Origin of the sequence: Streptomyces sp. MUM 2J, assembly GCF_022414535.1 — a bacterium.
Classification (GTDB): Bacteria; Actinomycetota; Actinomycetes; order Streptomycetales; family Streptomycetaceae; genus Streptomyces.
In genome coordinates this window covers 126,060-143,645 of record NZ_JADWYM010000004.1, presented here as the reverse complement: position 1 = coordinate 143,645, position 17,586 = coordinate 126,060, and the positions used below count along the sequence as shown (strand labels likewise).

Annotated in this window: 13 protein-coding genes; 5 read left to right on the top strand and 8 right to left on the bottom strand. The window is 71.7% G+C overall.

Annotated features, from left to right (window positions below; translation table 11 throughout):
* Positions 1-37: 37 nt before the first annotated feature.
* The 3 genes from I3F54_RS05660 to I3F54_RS05650 form a co-directional block, all read right to left on the bottom strand.
* Positions 38-2,320: an FtsX-like permease family protein gene (locus tag I3F54_RS05660; RefSeq protein ID WP_240117492.1), complete on the bottom strand. Its 2,283-nt coding sequence runs from the start codon at positions 2,318-2,320 to the stop codon at positions 38-40.
* Positions 2,321-2,464: 144 nt separating this feature from the next.
* Positions 2,465-3,232, bottom strand: coding sequence for an ABC transporter ATP-binding protein (locus I3F54_RS05655; protein WP_240117491.1), 768 nt, complete (start codon positions 3,230-3,232; stop codon positions 2,465-2,467).
* Positions 3,229-3,744: a PadR family transcriptional regulator gene (locus I3F54_RS05650; protein ID WP_240117490.1), complete on the bottom strand. Its 516-nt coding sequence runs from the start codon at positions 3,742-3,744 to the stop codon at positions 3,229-3,231. The genes I3F54_RS05655 and I3F54_RS05650 overlap by 4 nt, the downstream gene beginning before the upstream one ends.
* 122 nt (positions 3,745-3,866) lie before the next feature.
* On the opposite strand from I3F54_RS05650, the gene I3F54_RS05645 reads away from it, so the two are divergent.
* The 5 genes from I3F54_RS05645 to I3F54_RS05625 all read left to right on the top strand — a co-directional run bounded on the left by I3F54_RS05645 (position 3,867) and on the right by I3F54_RS05625 (position 10,516).
* Complete coding sequence (locus tag I3F54_RS05645; RefSeq protein ID WP_240117489.1) at positions 3,867-5,135, top strand: ABC transporter substrate-binding protein; 1,269 nt, start codon at positions 3,867-3,869, stop codon at positions 5,133-5,135.
* A gap of 171 nt (positions 5,136-5,306) precedes the next feature.
* Positions 5,307-6,929 (top strand): glycoside hydrolase family 13 protein, encoded by a 1,623-nt coding sequence (locus I3F54_RS05640; protein ID WP_240117488.1) that lies wholly within the window; start codon positions 5,307-5,309, stop codon positions 6,927-6,929.
* Positions 6,930-6,986: 57 nt separating this feature from the next.
* On the top strand, positions 6,987-8,312 hold the full coding sequence (locus tag I3F54_RS05635; protein ID WP_240117487.1) for an ABC transporter substrate-binding protein: 1,326 nt from the start codon (positions 6,987-6,989) through the stop codon (positions 8,310-8,312).
* 6 nt (positions 8,313-8,318) lie between these two features.
* Positions 8,319-9,680 (top strand): ABC transporter permease subunit, encoded by a 1,362-nt coding sequence (locus I3F54_RS05630; RefSeq protein ID WP_240117486.1) that lies wholly within the window; start codon positions 8,319-8,321, stop codon positions 9,678-9,680.
* Complete coding sequence (locus I3F54_RS05625; RefSeq protein ID WP_240117485.1) at positions 9,677-10,516, top strand: carbohydrate ABC transporter permease; 840 nt, start codon at positions 9,677-9,679, stop codon at positions 10,514-10,516. Before I3F54_RS05630 ends, I3F54_RS05625 begins: the two co-directional genes overlap by 4 nt.
* A 55-nt stretch (positions 10,517-10,571) precedes the next feature.
* Here I3F54_RS05625 and pgl read toward each other — a convergent pair whose 3' ends face one another.
* The 5 genes from pgl to tkt are packed head-to-tail and all read right to left on the bottom strand — an operon-like array spanning position 10,572 to position 17,245.
* A complete protein-coding gene (pgl, locus tag I3F54_RS05620; protein ID WP_240117484.1) occupies positions 10,572-11,354 on the bottom strand; it encodes a 6-phosphogluconolactonase in 783 nt (260 codons plus the stop codon).
* Positions 11,351-12,469 carry a glucose-6-phosphate dehydrogenase assembly protein OpcA gene (opcA, locus tag I3F54_RS05615; RefSeq protein ID WP_240117483.1) on the bottom strand — a complete coding sequence of 373 codons (1,119 nt, stop codon included), beginning with the start codon at positions 12,467-12,469 and terminating at the stop codon, positions 11,351-11,353. The genes pgl and opcA overlap by 4 nt, the downstream gene beginning before the upstream one ends.
* Complete coding sequence (zwf, locus tag I3F54_RS05610) at positions 12,466-13,989, bottom strand: glucose-6-phosphate dehydrogenase (protein WP_240117482.1); 1,524 nt, start codon at positions 13,987-13,989, stop codon at positions 12,466-12,468. The genes opcA and zwf overlap by 4 nt, the downstream gene beginning before the upstream one ends.
* 1 nt (position 13,990) lies before the next feature.
* The gene (tal, locus tag I3F54_RS05605; RefSeq protein ID WP_240117481.1) at positions 13,991-15,109 is read right to left on the bottom strand and encodes a transaldolase; all 1,119 of its coding nucleotides are present in this window, start codon (positions 15,107-15,109) and stop codon (positions 13,991-13,993) included.
* A 33-nt stretch (positions 15,110-15,142) separates the two neighbouring features.
* A complete protein-coding gene (tkt, locus tag I3F54_RS05600) occupies positions 15,143-17,245 on the bottom strand; it encodes a transketolase (RefSeq protein WP_240117480.1) in 2,103 nt (700 codons plus the stop codon).
* Positions 17,246-17,586: the final 341 nt, after the last annotated feature.

Genomic DNA, 17,586 nt, shown 5'->3' with positions numbered 1-17,586 from the left:
CGGCGATCGGGGGAAGCGGTCGCCCGGGCGTACGATGTCAGGCCACCGCGCTGAGCGTGTCCGCCAGCCGCCGCCGTGCCGCACGGGCCGCCGGCAGGGCGGCGAGCGCGGCGGCACCCAGGACCGCCGCGGCCCCGAACACCATCAGCAGCAGTGGCGACGGCCCCGCGGCGATTCCGGCGCCGATTCCGCTCGACCGTCCCTGCGCGTCGATCAGCCAGTGCGCGGCGGGCATGCCGAGGACCGTGGCGGTGAGGACCGCCGCCAGAGCGGTGCCGGCGGTGGCCGTGACCGTGATCGCGGTGATCTGGCGCGGCGACAGACCGATCGCCTTCAGCGCCAGGACGTCCCGCTCGCCCTCGCGCACGGCGCCCCCGATCACGGTCAGCAGTTCGATCAGCCCGATCAGCGCCAGCACGGCGATCAGGCCGACGACGACACCGCGCAGCGGGGAGAGCCCGTCGGCCGGGTTGGTCACGGCGTGCACGTCCAGATGCCCGTGCCCGGCGGCGGCCAGTCGGCCCGCCACCTCCTGCGGGTCGGCACCCGGCCGCAGACGGATCTGGTAGAGGCCCGCGGTCAGGCGGGGGTCGTTCTCGCGGAGGGTGTCCAGCGAGGTGGAGATGACTCGGCCGGCGTTCTCCGGTTCGATGCTGCGGCCCACGATGTGCAGGATCTGCGGCTGATCGCCCACCGTCATACGCACCCAGTCCCCGACTCGCACGTCCAGCAGGTCGAGCAGGCCCTGCCCGGCCACCGCCTCGTCCCTGCCGTGTGCGCGCCGGCCCTCGGCGAGTGTGTACGGGTAGGGATCCTGCCGGGTGCCGAGACCGCGCAGGGCGATCGTCGCCGTCTGGCCCGGGACCAGCGCGGCCACCTCGACGCCCGGGTAGGCCGCGGCGACCTGGGGGTCGCGTTCCAGCAGGGCGCGTGTGTCCCGGTCGGTGAGGCCGGCGTCCGCGTGGACGGTGAGCGCGGCCGGCAGCCCGATCCGTTCGGGGCTGCCGTGGAAGCGGTCGATGGTGGTCCACGCGTTCATCGCCATCACGATCAGCAGCAGCGGCAGCGCCAGCCGCGCCACCGTCGCCACCGACCGCGGGCCGCGCGGGAAGGCCTTGTGCCAGCCCAGCACCAGCGCGGGCGGCAGCCGCAGACCCAGCGCGCGGCGCCCGACCGCCGACAGCCGTCCTCCCGGCGCGGCGAGGGGCCGCTGCACCGGAACCGGCGGCACGCGCCCCGCCCGCCAGGCCGCCAGGCCGGTGGTCGCGCCGATGAACAGCACCGCCCCCACCGGTATCGCGAACAGGGCGAGCGTCTGCCCGGGCAGCCCCTGCCACACCCCGACCGCGTCCCCGAGCCGGCCCGGTATCCGGCTGCCCAGTGCCTGCGTGAGCGTGGCGGCGGCCACGGCGCCGAGCAGCGCGTAGGCGGTGTGCTGGAGCAGGAAGACGCGCACGACCTGCCCCGGGGTGAAGCCGATCGCCTTCAGTACCGAGATGTCCCGCAGATGGCCGCGGATACGGGTGGTGATCGCCCCGTGCACGGCGAAGCCGGCCGCGACCAGCGCGCCGAGCCCGAACAGTCCCAGCACCTGGCCCAGCAGCCGGTTGTCGCCCTGTGCCTCGGCCCGCGCCTGCTGCCAGGTGGAGACCTTGCCGATGGCACCGGCGCCGAGCACGGTGACCGCGCGCTGGACGGCGTAGTCGGTGTCGCCGGGGTCGGTCAGCCGCAGTCCGATGACCTGCCCGCCGGGGTCGCGCACGACCGACGGCCGGGCCCAGACCAGGCCGGGCTGCTCGCCGGGGCGGTACCGCGGCTCGGCGCTGTCGGCCACACCGAGGACGGTCACCGTGCGTCCGGTGCCCTGCAGGGTGAGGGTGTCGCCGGGGCCGGCCAGCAGGGCGCCGGCGAGCCGCGTCTCCAGGACGACACCGTCCGGAGCGCCGGGGTCCAGCCAGCGTCCGGCGGTCAGGAGCGGGCGGCCGACGGGCGGCTCCTCCGGCGTCGACCGCAACTCGACGAAGGCGCGGGCACCGCGGGAGGCGAGGGTGGCGGACTCGGTGGCGTAGGGGCCGGCCACGGACTCGACGCCGGTCAGCTCCGTCAGCCGGTCGACCCGCGCCGAGGCGCCGGTGTGGATCCACACGTGCGCGCCGCGCGCCTGCGTGAAGACGCGCTGCCAGGGGTTGGTGGCGTACCCGAACAGGGCCGTGGCCAGCAGCAGGGACGCGACGATCCCGGCGGTGGCGAGGACGAGGAACAGCGCCTCGCCACGGTGCGTGCGCAGATCCGAGTGCGCCCAGCGCAACGTGGCTCGCATGCCGCTCAGACCTTCCGGGGGGCGTCGCAGGGGCGCACGCCGCCCGCCCGCGGGCCCGCCGCGCCGGTGCGGCGCCCGTACACGCCGGGCGGGTCGGTGGGGAGCCTTCGCGGGCCGGTCGCCCGCACGTCGGTCGCTCGCATGTCAGTCCTTGAGCTCCAGCACCCCGGAGATCCCTTTCCTGCGGGGCGGCGCGGCCGTCAGCTCCGCGTCGTCGGCCATCCGGCCGTCGAAGAAGCTGATCACCCGGTCCGCGGCGCTCGCCAGCCGGGCGTCATGGGTGACCAGGACGATCGTCTGGCCGCGCTGGTGGAACCGGGACAGCAGCCGCATCACCTCGCGGGTGCCCTTGCTGTCCAGGCTCCCGGCGGGTTCGTCGGCGAGCAGCAGCGGAGGGTGGTTGACCAGCGCGCGGGCCAGGGCCACCCGCTGCTGCTCGCCGCCGGAGAGCTCGCCCGGCAGGCTCCGCTCCTTGCCCGCCAGCCCCAGCTCGGCCAGCAGCGCCTCCCGCTCGGCGCGCGCCTGCTTCGGCGGCAGACCGGCGAGCAGGGCGGGCAGCTCCACGTTGTCGGCGACCGACAGGTTCGACACGAGGTTGAAGAACTGGAAGACGATCCCGATCCGCCGGCGGCGCTCGACGGCCCAGCGGGCCTCCCGCCAGCCGTCGGTGCGGACCCCGTCCAGCCAGAGGCTGCCGCTGTCCGGCCGCTGCAGCCCGCCCAGCAGGTGCAGCAGCGTGGACTTCCCCGCCCCGGACGGGCCGGTGACGGCGACGAACTCGCCCTGCCGCACGCACAGGTCGACCCCGCGCACGGCGTGCGCCGGGGCGCCTTCGCCGTAGTGCGTCTTGACCAGGCCCTCGGCGCGCAGAACGGGGGTGTTCTCGGGCGCGGGAGCGGAAGCGTCGCTCATTCCAGCTCCTCCAGCTCTTCCTGGCACCGCTCCAGCCAGTCGAGGTCGGCCTGCAGATGCAGCATCGCACCCTCGATCAGCAGGTGGGCGATGCGGTTGTCCCGGTTCTCGGCCGTGGCCAGCTTCGACAGACCGCGCATGGTGTTCAGGTACTGGCGCCGCTGTCTGTTGATCAAGGCGATCTGGTCGGCGAGCCCGCTCTGCGGGGCGAGTGCCAGCTTCATGAAGAACTCGTCCCGCACCCGAGGCTCGTCCTCGGTCTCCTCGAACCAGGCGTGCAGCGCCTCGCGCCCGGCGTCGGTGAGGTGGTAGACCTTTTTGTTGGGTCGGCTGGACTGTTCCACGTCCTCGCCCTCGATCAGTCCCGACTTCTCCAGGCGTCCGAGGGTGACGTAGATCTGGCCGACGTTCGGCTGAGGGTACGCCGAGCCCAGCAGTTGCTCAAGGTCCTGCTTGAGCTCGTAGCCGTGGGCCGGACCACGGGCCAGGAGCGCCAGGAGGGGCAGGCGCACGTGTGCTCTCCTCCTGTCTGCTCGAATGTGCTCGAAGGCCTAGTATCCCGCATACCTAACCGGTATACATGGCCTCTGACTGCGGGCGAAGAGGCCCGGAGCCGGTGTGCAAGGAGGAACCTATGCGGTGGATACACGCCGCCGGTAGGGGCCTCCTCGTTCTCGTCGTCGTTCTGACCGGTTATGTCGCCTCCGGCGCCCGTGCCGGCGAGGACCCGGGCGGCGGTCGTGGACCGCTGACCCTCGCCACCGCCGGCGATCTCACCGGCTACCTCGGCCCGCTGCTGGACGGCTGGAACCGCACCCACCCGGCCGAGAAGGTCACCCTCGTCGAGCTCCCGGACTCCGCCGACGAGACCCGTGCGCAGATGGTCACCGACCTGCGGCGCGGCCGGGGCCGCTTCGACGTGCTCAACATCGACGTCGACTGGACCTCGGAGTTCGCCGCGGCCGGCTGGATCCGTCCGCTGCCGCGCGACCGCTTCCCGTTGGGGGCGTTCCTGCCGCCGGTCGTCGGTACGGCCACCTACGACGGACGCCTCTACGCGGTCCCGTACGTCACCAACGCGGGCCTGCTGCTCTACCGCAAGGACGTCCTCGCCGCGGAGGGCGTGCCGCCGCCGCGCACCTGGGCCGAGCTGGAGCGCGACGCGCGGACCATCGCACCGAAGTACGGCCTCGGCGGCTACGCGGGGCAGTTCCTGCCGTACGAGGGGCTGACCGTCAACGCGGCCGAGGCCGTCTACTCGGCGGGCGGCACCATCCTCGGCGACGAGGGCGCCCGGGTGACCGTCGACTCCTCTGCCGCCCGCGAGGGCATCGGGTTCCTGGTGCGCGGGGTGCGCGACGGCTGGATACCGCGGGAGGCGCTGACCTACAAGGAGGAGGAGTCCAAGCAGGCCTTCCAGGAGGGCCGGCTGCTCTTCCTGCGCAACTGGCCCTACGCCTACGCCGTCGCCTCGGCGCCGGGCTCCCCGGTCGCCGGCAGGATCGGCGTCGCCCCGCTGCCCGGCTCCGACGGGCCGGGCACCAGCGTGCTCGGCGGCTCCAACCTCGCCGTCAGCAGACATGCCCGGCATCCGGAGTCCGCCGCCCGCCTGATCGCCTATCTGACCAGCGAGCCGGTCCAGCGGCAGGTCCTCACCCGCGGTGCGCTGCCGCCCGTGCGCTCCGCTCTGTACGAGGACCCCGAGCTGGTCCGGCGGTTCCCCTATCTGCCGACCCTGCGGGAGAGCGTGCTGAAGGCCGCCCCGCGCCCCAAGAGCCCGCACTACGACCAGGTCAGTCTGGTGGTGCAGGCGGTCGTGCACGACGCGCTGATCGGGCGGGAGACGCCCGGGAGCGCGGTCCGTCGGCTGGCCCGGGAGCTGGCCGGCATCTCCCAGCGCTAGTTACTTGTTAAGTAACGCGCACATCTCATCTCTGCTTCTTCTGTCCTGCTATGTCCTTATTTGACGGCCTAACTGGCCGGTAGTTTCTGGACAGTTCATTGACACTCTCGCGACACCGCTACTTAACATGCATGCATAACAAGCTCCGCCGCAGAGACAGGGCAAGGCATTGTGAACAGGCATCGCTGGTGGCGTGACGCGGTGATCTACCAGGTGTACGTCCGCAGCTTCCTCGACAGCACCGGTGACGGCGTCGGCGACCTCGCCGGAGTCCGGGCCGGGCTGCCGTACCTGAAGAAGCTGGGCGTGGACGGGATCTGGCTGAGCCCCTTCTACCCGTCGCCGCAGCACGACCACGGCTACGACGTGGCCGACTACTGCGGCGTCGACCCGCTCTTCGGCGACCTCGCCGAATTCGACCTGCTGATGGCGTCGGCCCGCCGCCTGGGCATCAAGGTGCTGCTGGACATCGTCCCCAACCACTGCTCCCTTGAGCACCCGTGGTTCCAGCAGGCGCTGCGCGGCGAGCCCGGTGGTGCGGCCCGCGCCCGCTTCCACTTCGCCGACGGCCGCGGACCGGACGGCGACGAGCCCCCGAACAACTGGCACGCCATGTTCGGAGGCCCCGCCTGGACCCGTGTCACCGAGCCGGACGGACGGCCCGGCCAGTGGTACCTGCACATGTTCACGCCGGAGCAGCCCGACTGGAACTGGCGCGCCCCCGAGACCCCCGCCGAGTTCGACCGCGTCCTGCGGTTCTGGCTGGACCGGGGCGTGGACGGCTTCCGCGTCGACGTCGCCGCCGGCCTCTACAAGCACCCCGAACTGCCCGACTCCGACGACCCGGAGGCCGACGCCCGCACCCGCGACTCGGTCAACCCGCTCGCCTGGAACCAGCCCGAGGTGCACGGCGTGTGGCGGCACTGGCGCTCCGTCTGCGAGGAGTACACCGCCCGCGACGGCCGTGAGCGCCTCCTGGTCGGTGAGGTCTCCGTGCCGACCGCCCGCGAGCACGCCCGGTACGTCCGCCCCGACGAACTGCACCAGGCCTTCTTCTTCGACCTGCTCAGCGCCCCCTGGGACGCCGACGCCTTCCGCAAGGTCGTCTCCGAGGCCATGCAGGACATCGCGGGCACCGGATCGACGGTCACCTGGGTCCTCAACAACCACGACCAGGTGCGCACCGTCACCCGCTACGGCGAACCCACCCCGCAGGGCAGCGGCCTCGGCGCCGCCCGCGCCCGCGCCGCCGCCCTGCTGATGCTCGCGCTGCCCGGAGCGGCGTACATCTACCAGGGCGAGGAGCTGGGCCTGCCCGAGGTCGTCGACCTGCCCGACGACGTGCTCACCGACCCGATCTTCCGCCGCACCGGCAGCCGCGCCCGGATCCGCGACGGCTGCCGGGTGCCCCTGCCCTGGTCGGGCCAGGCCTCCCCGTTCGGCTTCACCTCCGGAGCGGAGGGCGCCAAGCCGTGGCTGCCGCAGCCCGACTACTTCGCCGAGTACGCCACCGACCGCGCCCTCGCCGACACCCACTCCTTCTGGCACCTGTACCGCGACGGCCTCCATCTGCGCAGGCAACTGCCCCAGCTGGGCGAAGGCACGCTGCGCTGGCTCGACACCCCGCCCGGCGTCCTCGGCTTCGCCCGCGGCGACGGTCTGGTGTGCGCCGTCAACTTCGGTACGGCGCCCACGCCGGCACCCGTCTCCGGAACCCCCCTGCTCGCCAGCGGCCCCTGCACGGCCGGGGTCCTCCCCGGCAACACGGCCGCCTGGTGGATCAGCGACGACTGATCGCCCCCACCCCCCTGTTGGCTCGTCAACTCACCCTGACCCGAAGGGACATCAACGATGATGCGACGACGTACCACCCTGCTCACCGGCTGCACCGCCCTCACCCTCGCCCTCGGCGCCACCGCCTGCGGCGGCGGGCCCGTCTCGGCGGGCGGCGGCGACAAGCCGCTCGCCGGACAGACCGTCACCGTGGCCGGCGTCTGGTCCGGCAGCGAGCAGAAGAACTTCCAGAAGGTCCTCGACGCCTTCAGCGCGAAGACCGGCGCCAAGGCACAGTTCGTCTCGACCGGCGACAACGTCTCCACCGTCGTCGGCAGCAAGATCGAGGGCGGCAACGCGCCCGACGTCGTCATGGTCCCGCAGGTCGGCGTGCTCCAGCAGTTCGCGCAGAAGGGCTGGCTCACCCCGCTGTCCGCAACCGCGCAATCGACCGTCGACGCCGACTTCGCACCCGTGTGGAAGAAGTACGGCAGCGTCGACGGCACCCTGTACGGCCTCTACTTCAAGGCCGCCCACAAGTCGACCGTCTGGTACAGCCCCGACGCGCTCGCGCAGGCCGGTGTCGACACGCCGAAGACCTACGACGACATGCTCAAGGCGGGCCACACCCTCTCCGACTCCGGACTCGCCGCGTTCTCCGTCGCCGGACAGGACGGCTGGACGCTCACCGACTGGTTCGAGAACATCTACCTCTCCCAGGCCGGACCCGAGAAGTACGACGCCCTCGCCGCCCACCGGCTCAAGTGGACCGACGCCAGCGTGGTCGCGGCCCTGGACACCCTCGGCAAGCTGTTCAAGGACAAGCAGCTGATCGCGGGCGGGCAGAACGAGGCCCTCAACACCGACTTCCCCGGCTCCGTGGAGAAGGTGTTCGGGCCCAAGCCGGAGGCCGGCATGGTCTACGAGGGCGACTTCGTCGCCGGTGTCGCCAAGGACCAGTTCGGCCGGACGATCGGCAAGGACGCCGACTTCTTCCCCTTCCCCGCGGTCGGCGGCGGCACGGCACCCGTCGTCAGCGGCGGCGACGCGGCCGTCGTGCTCAAGGACGGCAAGAACGCCGGCGCCGGCATGAAGCTCGTGGAGTACCTGGCCACGCCCGAGGCCGCGGCGGTGTGGGCCGGTGCGGGCGGGTTCCTGTCCCCGAACCGCAAGCTGGACCTCGCCAAGTACGGCGATGACATCACCCGCGCCACCGCCAAGTCCCTCGTCGACGCCGCGGACACGGTCCGCTTCGACATGTCCGACCAGGCCCCGGCGGCCTTCGGCGGCACCAAGGGCGCAGGCGAGTGGAAGCTCCTCCAGGACTTCCTGCGTGACCCGTCCGACCCGAAGGCGACCGCGGCGCAGCTGGAGGCCGCGGCGGCCAAGGCCTACCAGGGCTGACCGGTCGTGACCGCCACCGCCGTCGACAAAGAGGCGAGTCCGCCCGCCGCCGCCGGACCCCTGCGGGTCCGGCGGGCCCGGCGGCGCGGGCGGATCGCCGCCCTGCTCTTCGTCTTCCCCGCGCTGCTGCTGCTCGGCGCCCTCGTCGTCTACCCGGTCCTCTTCTCGGTCGGCCGCAGCTTCTTCGACGCCTCCGGAACCCGTTTCGTGGGCGGCGAGAACTACGCCGAGATGTTCCGCGACCCGGCCACCCTCAAGGCCATCCGCAACACCACGATCTGGGTGGTGGTGGCCCCGGCCCTGCTGACCGGCCTCGGACTGGTCCTGGCCGTGCTGGTGGAGAAGGTCCGCTGGGCCACCGCCTTCAAACTGCTGCTGTTCATGCCGATGGCGGTGTCCTTCCTCGCCGCGGGCATCATCTTCCGGCTCGCCTACGACCAGGACCCGGACAAGGGCGTCCTCAACGCCGCCGTGGTCTCCGTCCACGACGCCTTCACGGGCACGTCCACGTACCCCACGGCCCGGGCCCGCGACGGGCAGGGCCTGACCGAGGCCGCCGACGGCTCGTACCGGACCACCGCGGCCGTCCGGCCCGGCCAGGTGGTGACGCTGGGGCTGGTCGGCGTGCTCCCCGGAGACCTGCCCCCCGGCGCAGAGCCGGCCCGCGCCGCGGCGGGACGGGCCGCCGCCCCCGACGAGGTGCGCGGCGTGGTGTACCTCGACTTCACACCCGGTGGGGGAGGGAAGCAGGGCACGGTCGACGCGGGGGAGAGCGGGCTGCCCGAGATGCACGTCGAGGCGGTGCGCGACGGCCGGGCGGTCGCCTCGGCGACCACCGCCTCCGACGGCTCGTTCCGCTTCACCGGCCTCGGTGACGGGTCGTACACCGTGCGGCTGCCGGCGTCGAACTTCGCCCAGCCCTACCAGGGCGTCTCCTGGCTCGGCCCCACCCTCGTCACACCGGCGATTATCGGCGCCTACCTGTGGATCTGGACCGGCTTCGCGATGGTGCTGATCGGCGCGGGCCTCGCGGCCCTGCCGCGGGACGCGCTGGAGGCGGCCCGGATGGACGGCGCGAACGAATGGCAGATCTTCCGCCGGATCACCGTTCCGCTGCTCGCGCCGGTGCTGACGGTCGTGTTCGTCACCCTCGTGATCAACGTGATGAAGGTGTTCGACCTCGTCTACATCATCGCCCCCGGGCCGGTGCAGCAGGACGCGACCGTGCTCGCGACACAGATGTGGCTGGTGTCGTTCGGTGGCGGCAACAACCAGGGCCTCGGCAGCGCGCTGGGTGTGCTGCTGTTGCTGCTGGTGATCCCCGCCATGGTCTTCAACGTCCGCCGTTTCCGAAGGAGTCAGCGATGAACACGGTCCGGCGCGGCCTGGGCAACGGGCTGGTGCAGGCCTGTCTCGTGGTGATCGGCCTGGTGTGGATGACACCACTGGCGGGGCTGTTCGTGTCGTCACTGAGGTCGGCGCAGGACACGGCCAAGGGCGGCTGGTGGACGGTGTTCTCCAGCCCCGGTCAGCTGTCCTTCGACAACTACTCCGCCCTGCTGCGCAACGCCGGCATCACCCAGGCCTTCTGGAACACCGTGCTGATCTCGGTACCGGCGACCGTGCTGGTGGTCGTACTGGCCGCGCTCGCCGGGTACGCCTTCGCATGGCTGGACTTCCCCGGGCGGGAGGCGCTCTTCCTGGTCGTGGTCGCGCTGCTGGTGGTGCCCGTGCAGATCGGGCTCCTGCCGGTCGCCAAACTCTTCGGGCAGATCGGGCTGTTCGGCACGATCCCGGGAGTGGTCCTCTTCCACGTCGCCTACGGTCTGCCGTTCGCGGTGTTCCTGCTGCGGAACTACTTCGCGGAGATGCCCAAGGAGATGCTGGAGGCGGCGCGGATGGACGGCGGCAGCGAGTGGCGGATCTTCACGCGCCTGGTGCTGCCGGTGGGGCGGCCCGCGATCGCCTCCCTGGCGATCTTCCAGTTCCTGTGGGTGTGGAACGACATGCTCGTGGCGCTGCTGTTCGCGGACAGCTCCTCGCAGCCGCTGACGGTGCAGCTCCAGTCGCAGATACGGCAGTTCGGCAGCAACGTGGACGTGCTCGCGCCCGGCGCGTTCGTGTCCCTGGTCGTCCCCGTGGTGGTGTTCTTCGCCTTCCAGCGGCACTTCGTCCAGGGCGTGATGGCGGGCTCGGTGAAGTAAGGGTGCCACCGCCTTCCGGGCCCCGCCCCACCACGGGGCGGGGCCCGGAGCGCGGTCACGGAGACGCCGGCGGGTACAGCGACCTCGGCAGCCGGGAGGCCGCCGCCGTGTCCATCAGCCACAGCGTCCGGGCCCGGCCGCGGGCCCCGGCGGCCGGGGCCTGGACCTCGCCGGCGCCCGTCAGGGCGATCGCCGCGGCCCCGGCCTTGTCCTCGCCGGCGGCCAGCAGCCACACCTCGCGGGCCGCCCGGATCGCCGGCAGGGTCAGTGTCACCCGGGTCGGCGGGGGCTTCGGCGCACCGTGGACGCCGACGACGGTGCGCTCCGTCTCCCGCACCGCGGGCAGCTCCGGGAACAGCGACGCCACATGGGTGTCGGGGCCCACGCCCAGCATCAGGACGTCGAACACCGGGACCGCGCCGTGGTTCTCGGGGCCCGCGGCGCGGGCCAGTTCCCCGGCATAGCCGGCCGCCGCCGCATCCGCGTCCGCACCGTGGGGGCCGTCGGAGGCGGGCATGGCGTGCACGCGCTTCGGGTCCAGCGGCACCCGGTCCAGCAGCGCCTCGCGCGCCTGTGTGACATTGCGGTCCGGGTCACCCTCGGGAAGGAACCGCTCGTCACCCCACCACAGGTCCAGCCGGCTCCAGTCGACGGCGTCCCGGGCGGGCGCGGCGGCCAGCGCGGCGAGCACGCCGTTGCCGTTGCGGCCACCGGTCAGCACCACCGAGGCGTGGCCCCGGGAGGACTGCGCGTCCACGATCTTCGTGATCAGACGGGCCGCCGCGGCCTGGGCCATCAGGTCCTTGTCGTGGTGCACGACCAGCTGCGGAGTGCTCACTTCGCCGCCGCCTTCCTCGCCGGGGTCTTCCGGGCCGGCTTCTGCGCGGCCTCCTTCGCGGGCGCCCCGTCCGCCGGCTCCTCGGGGGTGTCCGCGGTGGTGTCCGCGGTGGTGGGATCGTCCGCCGGCCCGCCCGCGTCGGGTGCCGCCCGCCCGTGCCGCGGTCCCTCGGACCGCGGTTCGGCGGGCGCTCCCTGCAGCCGCTCCACCCCGTACCGCAGCGCCGAGGCGTACGTGTCGTCCGGGTCCAGGCGGCGCAGCTCCTCCGCGATCAGCTCGGCCGTCTCGCGGCGCTTGAGCGCCACCGCACGGTTCGGCTGGCCCTGGATGGACAGCGTCGCCAGCGTGCCGTCGGGACGGTCCAGGCCGATCGGACCGCATGTGGTGTCCAGGCGGACCGCGGTCAGACCGGGACCGTCGGACAGCGAACGCCTCACCGGGACGTCCAGGCGGTCCGCCAGCCACATGGCCAGCAGCTCGCAGCTCGGGTTGAACTCCTCGCCCTCCACCTCGACGCCCCGCACCTCGCACGTGACCTGGTCGAGGGCCGCGGCCAGCATCGAGCGCCACGGTGTGATGCGCGTCCAGGCCAGGTCGGTGTCGCCGGGCGTGTACGCGCTCGCGCGGGCCGCGAGGTCGCGCACCGGTTGCTCCGCCGCGTAGGAGTCGGTCACCCGCCGCTGGGCCAGGGCGCCGAGCGGGTCGTCCGCGGGGTCGAGCGGGGCGCCGACCGGCCACCACACCACCACCGGGGCGTCCGGCAGCAGCAGCGGCAGCACCACCGACTGGGCGTGGTCGACCACCTCGCCGTACAGCCGCAGCACCACCGTCTCGCCGGTGCCCGCGTCCGCGCCCACCCGGACCTCCGCGTCCAGGCGGGACTGCGTGCGGTCGCGGGGCGTGCGCGAGACGCGCTTGATGACGACGAGCGTGCGCGAGGGGTGCTCGTGCGAGGCGTCGCTGGCCGCCTTGAGCGCGTCGTACGCGTTCTCCTCGTCGGTCACGATGACCAGCGTGAGCACCATGCCGACGGCCGGGGTGCCGATGGCGCGGCGTCCCTGCACCAGCGCCTTGTTGATCTTGCTGGCCGTGGTGTCGGTCAGGTCTATCTTCATGGCCGGCGCCAGCTCCGTCCGTCTCGCTCCAGCATCTCGTCGGCCTCGACCGGCCCCCACGTGCCGGCCGGGTACTGCGCGGGCCGGCCGTTGGTGTCCCAGTACTGCTCGATCGGGTCGAGGATCTTCCAGGACAGCTCGACCTCCTCGGTGCGCGGGAAGAGGTTGGCGTCTCCGAGGAGCACGTCCAGGATGAGGCGCTCGTACGCCTCCGGGCTGGACTCGGTGAACGACTCGCCGTAGGCGAAGTCCATCGACACGTCCCTGATCTCCATCGAGGTGCCGGGCACCTTGGAGCCGAACCGGACCGTGACGCCCTCGTCGGGCTGGACGCGGATGACGATCGCGTTCTGGCCCAGCTCCTCCGTCGCCGTGGTGTCGAAGGGGGAGTGCGGCGCCCGCTGGAAGACCACCGCGATCTCGGTGACCCGGCGGCCGAGCCGCTTGCCGGTGCGCAGGTAGAACGGGACGCCCGCCCAGCGGCGGTTGTCGATGCCGAGCTTGATCGCGGCGTAGGTGTCCGTCCTGGAGTCCGGGTCGATGCCGTCCTCCTCCAGGTAGCCGACCGCCTTCGCGCCGCCCTGCCAGCCGGCCGCGTACTGGGCGCGCACCGTGTCCCGGCCCGGGTCCCGGGGCAGCTTGACCGCGCTGAGCACCTTGGTCTTCTCCGCCGCGAGCGCGTCGGCGTCGAAGGAGGAGGGCTCCTCCATCGCGGTCAGCGCCATGAGCTGGAGCAGGTGGTTCTGGATGACGTCACGGGCGGCGCCGATGCCGTCGTAGTAGCCGGCCCGGCCGCCGATGCCGATGTCCTCGGCCATGGTGATCTGCACATGGTCCACGTACGACCGGTTCCAGATCGGCTCGAACATCTGGTTGGCGAACCGCAGTGCCAGGATGTTCTGGACGGTCTCCTTGCCGAGGTAGTGGTCGATGCGGAACACCTGGTCGGGGGCGAACACCTCGTGGACGATCCCGTTGAGTTCCTCGGCCGACTTCAGGTCGTGGCCGAACGGCTTCTCGATCACCGCCCGGCGCCAGGAGCCGCCCGTCTGGTCCGCGAGACCGTGCTTCTTCAGCTGCTGGATCACGACCGGGAAGGAGCGCGGCGGCACGGACAGGTAGAAGGCGAAGTTGCCGCCCGTGCCCTGTGCCTTGTCCAGCTCGTCGATGGTTCCGCGCAGCCGCTCGAAGGCCTCGTCGTCGTCGAAGGTGCCCTGGACGAAGCGCATGCCCTGGATGAGCTGCTGCCAGACCTCCTCGCGGAAGGGGGTGCGGGAGTGTTCCTTGACGGCGTCGTGCACGACCTGCGCGAAGTCCTCGTGCTCCCAGTCGCGCCGGGCGAAGCCGACCAGGGAGAAGCCCGGCGGCAGCAGACCCCGGTTGGCGAGGTCGTACACGGCCGGCATCAGCTTCTTGCGTGACAGATCGCCCGTGACGCCGAAGATGACCAGACCCGACGGCCCCGCGATGCGCGGGAGCCGTCGGTCTGCGGGGTCACGCAGCGGGTTGCTGCTTGACAATTCAGCCCTCCGAGGGGGCGAGGCGCTTCAGCTCCGCCTCGGTCGAGGTGAGCAGGTCGTTCCAGGACGACTCGAACTTCTCGACGCCCTCGTCCTCCAGGAGCTGCACCACGTCGTCGTACGAGATGCCCAGCTTCTCAAGGCCGTCGAGGTCGGCGCGGGCCTGCGCGTAGGTGCCGCGCACGGTGTCGCCGCTGATCGAGCCGTGGTTCTCGGTGGCCACCAGGGTGGCCTCCGGCATGGTGTTCACCGTGTTCGGCGCCACCAGTTCGTCGACGTACAGGGTGTCCTTGTACGCCGGGTCCTTCACGCCCGTGGAGGCCCACAGCGGACGCTGCTTGCGGGCGCCCGCCTTCTCCAGCGCCTGCCAGCGGCCGGAGGAGAAGACCCCCTCGTACGCCTCGTAGGCCAGCCGGGCGTTGGCGACCGCGGCCCTGCCGCGCAGCGCCTTCGCCTCGGGCGTGTCGAGCGCGTCCAGCCGCCTGTCGACCTCGGTGTCCACACGGGAGACGAAGAAGGAGGCCACGGAACGGATCTTCGACAGGTCGAGACCCTTCTCCTTGGCCTTCTCCAGGCCCGCCATGTACGCGTCCATGACCTCGCGGTAGCGCTCCAGCGAGAAGATCAGGGTCACGTTGACGCTGATGCCGTTGCCGATCACCTCGGTGATCGCCGGCAGGCCGGCCTTGGTGGCAGGGATCTTGATGAGGGTGTTGGGGCGGTCGACCAGCCAGGCCAGCTGCTTGGCCTCGGCGATCGTGGCCCGGGTGCGGTGCGCCAGACGCGGGTCCACCTCGATGGAGACCCGGCCGTCCTGGCCGTCCGTGGCGTCGAAGACCGGGCGCAGGATGTCGGCGGCGTCTCGGACGTCCGCCGTGGTGATCATGCGGATGGCCTCTTCCACGGTGACCTTGCGCGCGGCGAGGTCGGCGACCTGCTGCTCGTAGCCGTCGCCCGCGGAGATCGCCTTCTGGAAGATCGTCGGGTTGGTGGTGACGCCCACGACGTGCTGCTGGTCGATCAGCTCGGCGAGGTTGCCGGACGTGATCCGCTTGCGCGACAGGTCGTCCAGCCAGATCGCGACGCCTTCGTCGGAGAGGCGCTTGAGTGCGTCTGTCATGGAATTACATCTCCTACGTGTCGTATATGGGCGTCAGCGCTGAACAGCTTCGAGGGATTCCCTGGCCTGCGCGGCCACGTTCTCGGCAGTGAAGCCGAACTCGCGGAAGAGAACCTTGCCGTCCGCCGACGCACCGAAGTGCTCCAGGGAAATGATGCGACCCGCGTCCCCCACGTACTGGTGCCAGGTCAGACCGATACCGGCCTCCACCGAGACGCGCGCCTTGACGGCCGGCGGCAGGACGCTGTCCCGGTACCCCTGGTCCTGCTGCTCGAACCACTCCACGCACGGCATGGACACCACACGCGTGGGGACGCCCGCGCCCTGGAGCTGCTCGCGCGCCTCGACGGCGAGGTGCACCTCGGAGCCGGTGGCGATGAGGAGGACCTGAGGCTCGGTGGCCTGCCCGTCGGAGCCCTCGGCCTCGAACATGACGTAGCCGCCGCGCGCGGTGTCCTCGTTCGGCGCGTACGTCGGCACGCCCTGTCGGGTCAGCGCGAGGCCGTGCGGCTGGCCCTTGCCGAACTCCTTCGTCCAGCGCTGGAGGATCTCCCGCCAGGCGATCGCCGTCTCGTTGGCGTCGGCCGGGCGGACCATGTTCAGGCCCGGGATGGCGCGCAGCGTGGCCAGGTGCTCGACCGGCTGGTGGGTCGGGCCGTCCTCGCCCAGGCCGATGGAGTCGTGCGTCCACACGAAGGTCACCGGCAGGTGCATCAGAGCGGACAGCCGGACGGCGTTGCGCATGTAGTCGGAGAACACCAGGAAGGTGCCTCCGTAGATGCGGGTGTTGCCGTGCAGGGCGATGCCGTTCATCTCGGCGCCCATGGCGTGCTCGCGGATGCCGAAGTGGATCGTCCGGCCGTACGGGTCGGCCTCCGGCAGCGGGTTGCCCTCCGGGAGGAAGGAGCTGTTCTTGTCGATGGTCGTGTTGTTGGAGCCGGCCAGGTCGGCCGAGCCGCCCCACAGCTCGGGGATGACCGCGCCGAGCGCCTGGAGCACCTTGCCGGAGGCGGCGCGGGTGGCCAGGCCCTTGCCCGCCTCGAAGACCGGGAGCTTCTCCTCCCAGCCCGTGGGCAGCTCGCCGGCGCTGACGCGGTCGAACTCGGCGGCGCGCTGGGGGTTGCCGTCCCGCCACTGCTGGAGGGACTTCTCCCACTCGGTGCGCGCCTGCGCACCGCGCTCGCCGGCCCTGCGGGTGTGGGCGATGACCTCGTCGGCGACCTCGAAGGACTGCTCAGGGTCGAAGCCGAGGACACGCTTGGTCGCGGCCACCTCGTCGTCGCCGAGCGCCGAGCCGTGCGCGGCCTCGGTGTTCTGCGCGTGCGGGGCGGGCCAGGCGATGATGGAGCGCATCGCGATGAAGGACGGCCGGTCGGTGACCTTCTTCGCCGCCTCGATCGCGTTGTAGACGGCGTGCGGGTCCAGGTCGCCGTCCGGCTTCGGGGCGACGCGCTGCACGTGCCAGCCGTAGGCCTCGTACCGCTTGACGGTGTCCTCGGAGACGGCCGTCTCGGTGTCGCCCTCGATCGAGATGTGGTTGTCGTCCCACAGCAGGACCAGGTTCCCGAGCTTCTGGTGGCCGGCGAGCGAGGACGCCTCGGCGGAGATGCCCTCCTGGAGGCAGCCGTCACCGGCGATGCAGTAGACGAAGTGGTCGAAGGGCGACTCGCCCTGCGGTGCCTCGGGGTCGAACAGGCCGCGCTCGTAGCGGGCGGCCATCGCCATGCCGACGGCGTTGGCGACACCCTGGCCCAGCGGACCGGTCGTCGTCTCCACGCCCTTGGTGTGGCCGTACTCCGGGTGGCCGGGAGTCTTCGAGCCCCAGGTGCGGAAGGACTTCAGGTCATCCAGCTCCAGGCCGAAGCCGGCCAGGTACAGCTGGGTGTAGAGGGTCAGAGACGAGTGGCCGGCGGACAGCACGAAACGGTCGCGCCCGACCCACTCCGGGTCGGCGGGGTCGTGCCGCATCACCTTCTGGAAGAGGGTGTACGCGGCCGGAGCCAGGCTCATCGCCGTACCGGGATGGCCGTTGCCGACCTTCTGTACGGCGTCGGCGGCCAGGACTCGGGCGGTGTCGACGGCCCGCTGGTCCAATTCGGTCCACTCGAGGTCTGTGGTGGTCGGCTTGGTGCTCACCCTGATTCAGGGCTCCTCTCCACATGTCGAATACCGGTGTTCCGGGCACGCGCCCACCGGCTGCCGGTGTGTTCGTACTCACCGGCCGCGGTCGAGCCTACCCTCGTAAAGACGTGCGTTTTTGCGCGTCTTTCCAGACTGCCGGGACTGTCGCCCTTCTGCCTCCCGACTGGGCCGTTTCCCATTTGGCACATGAATACGGAGCCGCTCATCTGACCGCTCAATCGAGCTTCGGTACGCCCGAAGGAACACCCCCGCCGAACACGACCCCACCCCCGCGAAGATCGGGGTATGGGCAACGTCTACAGTGGCGTGGTACGCGCGAGCCTCTACCGCCACTT

Bases quoted from the DNA above. Each gene is read 5' to 3' on its own strand.
- I3F54_RS05655 (WP_240117491.1), bottom strand. From the start codon at position 3,232: ATGAGCGACGCTTCCGCTCCCGCGCCCGAGAACACCCCCGTTCTGCGC.
- I3F54_RS05635 (WP_240117487.1), top strand. From the start codon at position 6,987: ATGATGCGACGACGTACCACCCTGCTCACCGGCTGCACCGCCCTCACC.
- opcA (WP_240117483.1), bottom strand. From the start codon at position 12,469: ATGAAGATAGACCTGACCGACACCACGGCCAGCAAGATCAACAAGGCG.
- I3F54_RS05660 (WP_240117492.1), bottom strand. From the start codon at position 2,320: ATGCGAGCCACGTTGCGCTGGGCGCACTCGGATCTGCGCACGCACCGT.
- I3F54_RS05625 (WP_240117485.1), top strand. From the start codon at position 9,677: ATGAACACGGTCCGGCGCGGCCTGGGCAACGGGCTGGTGCAGGCCTGT.
- tal (WP_240117481.1), bottom strand. From the start codon at position 15,109: ATGACAGACGCACTCAAGCGCCTCTCCGACGAAGGCGTCGCGATCTGG.
- I3F54_RS05645 (WP_240117489.1), top strand. From the start codon at position 3,867: ATGCGGTGGATACACGCCGCCGGTAGGGGCCTCCTCGTTCTCGTCGTC.